Genomic DNA, 1,207 nt, shown 5'->3' with positions numbered 1-1,207 from the left:
GTCAGGTCTTCAATCGGCAGACGATTATTTTGAGAGGTTTATATTCGTCATTTTAATTCGGTTCATCCGATTCTTGATGACTTTTATTTCATTTTCCCTCCCTGCTTTATACGTAGCGCTATCAACCTTCCATCCGGAGATGATCCCCAGAACACTCACGATCAGTATTGCAACCGCCCGAGAACAATCACCATTTCCGACCGTAATCGAAATGCTCCTTATGATGATTATATTGGACGGATTGCAAGAAGCCGGGGTTCATATTCCCAATCAACTCGGCCCTGTCATGAGCATTATAGGTGCACTGATCATTGGCCAAGCTGCCGTTGAAGCCGGCATCATTTCTACGCCGATCATCATTGTGATTTCTTTAACGGGTATCGCAGCGTACATGATCCCAAGATATAGCGCCGCACTTCCCTTTCGGATCATCCGGTACCTGCTGCTGTTCATTTCAGGCATGCTCGGCTTTGTAGGCTTTGCATTCGGCATGATCTTCATGTTGATCCATATGGTCTCGCTAGAGTCATTCGGGACGCCGTACTTAAGCCCTATTGCCCCATTCAACGGTACACGTATTAAGGACCTGATCATCCGCTACCCCTTTTGGATGAAGAACGGCCGGAATAAGAAAGGACGTCAGCAATGATGCGAACCGTCTTCCTGGCTTTTTTCTCTGTAGGCCTTGTTTTGTCCACTTCCGGCTGCACCGATTTTGTCGAGTTGAATCAATTGGCTTTCATTATAGGGACAGCAATTGATTATGCCGAGAACGGGCAAATCGAAGTCAGCCAGCAAATCGTCATTCCTTCTAAGAAAGAAGACCCGTCCAAGGGAGAAGGCTCCAGCAGTTTTTTCGTTATGTCGGCTAAAGGTAAAGATGTTTTCCAAGCCACTCAGAAAATTCAGCTGCGTATGTCCCGCAAATTGATGGCGAACCATCGGATGATCATCGCTATTAGCGAAGAGTACTGCAAAAAGGACGACGTAAGAAAGCTGTTCGATAAACTCATCCGGGACCCCGCAAACAATCTAAGGGATACGATCGTCATGATTAAAGGAGGAAGTGCCAAGGAATTTCTGATGCTTAACCATCCCATAGAACCTCTCTCTACCATTGCTGTCGGAAAAGAACTGCAGATTAACGGAATGAGAAGCTTTTCTTCGAGGCAGTTCGTGATTGAGACCCTTACCAAAGGGGCACGGC

2 protein-coding genes are annotated in these 1,207 nt (G+C 46.6%); both read left to right on the top strand.

Annotated elements, in window-relative coordinates:
* Positions 1 to 649, top strand: a 649-nt coding sequence (locus IAE55_RS33565) for a spore germination protein (RefSeq protein ID WP_200634975.1), incomplete at its 5' end; no start/stop codon positions are given.
* Between the two features lie 41 nt (positions 650 to 690).
* Positions 691 to 1,207 (top strand): Ger(x)C family spore germination protein (locus IAE55_RS33560; RefSeq protein WP_442793367.1); only part of this gene is annotated, 517 nt, incomplete at its 3' end.

Source organism: Paenibacillus sp. S28 (assembly GCF_016624415.1).
GTDB lineage: Bacteria > Bacillota > Bacilli > Paenibacillales > Paenibacillaceae > Paenibacillus_AQ > Paenibacillus_AQ favisporus.
Note: the sequence above shows the minus strand (reverse complement) of the source record. Positions and strands in the feature narration are given on the sequence as shown.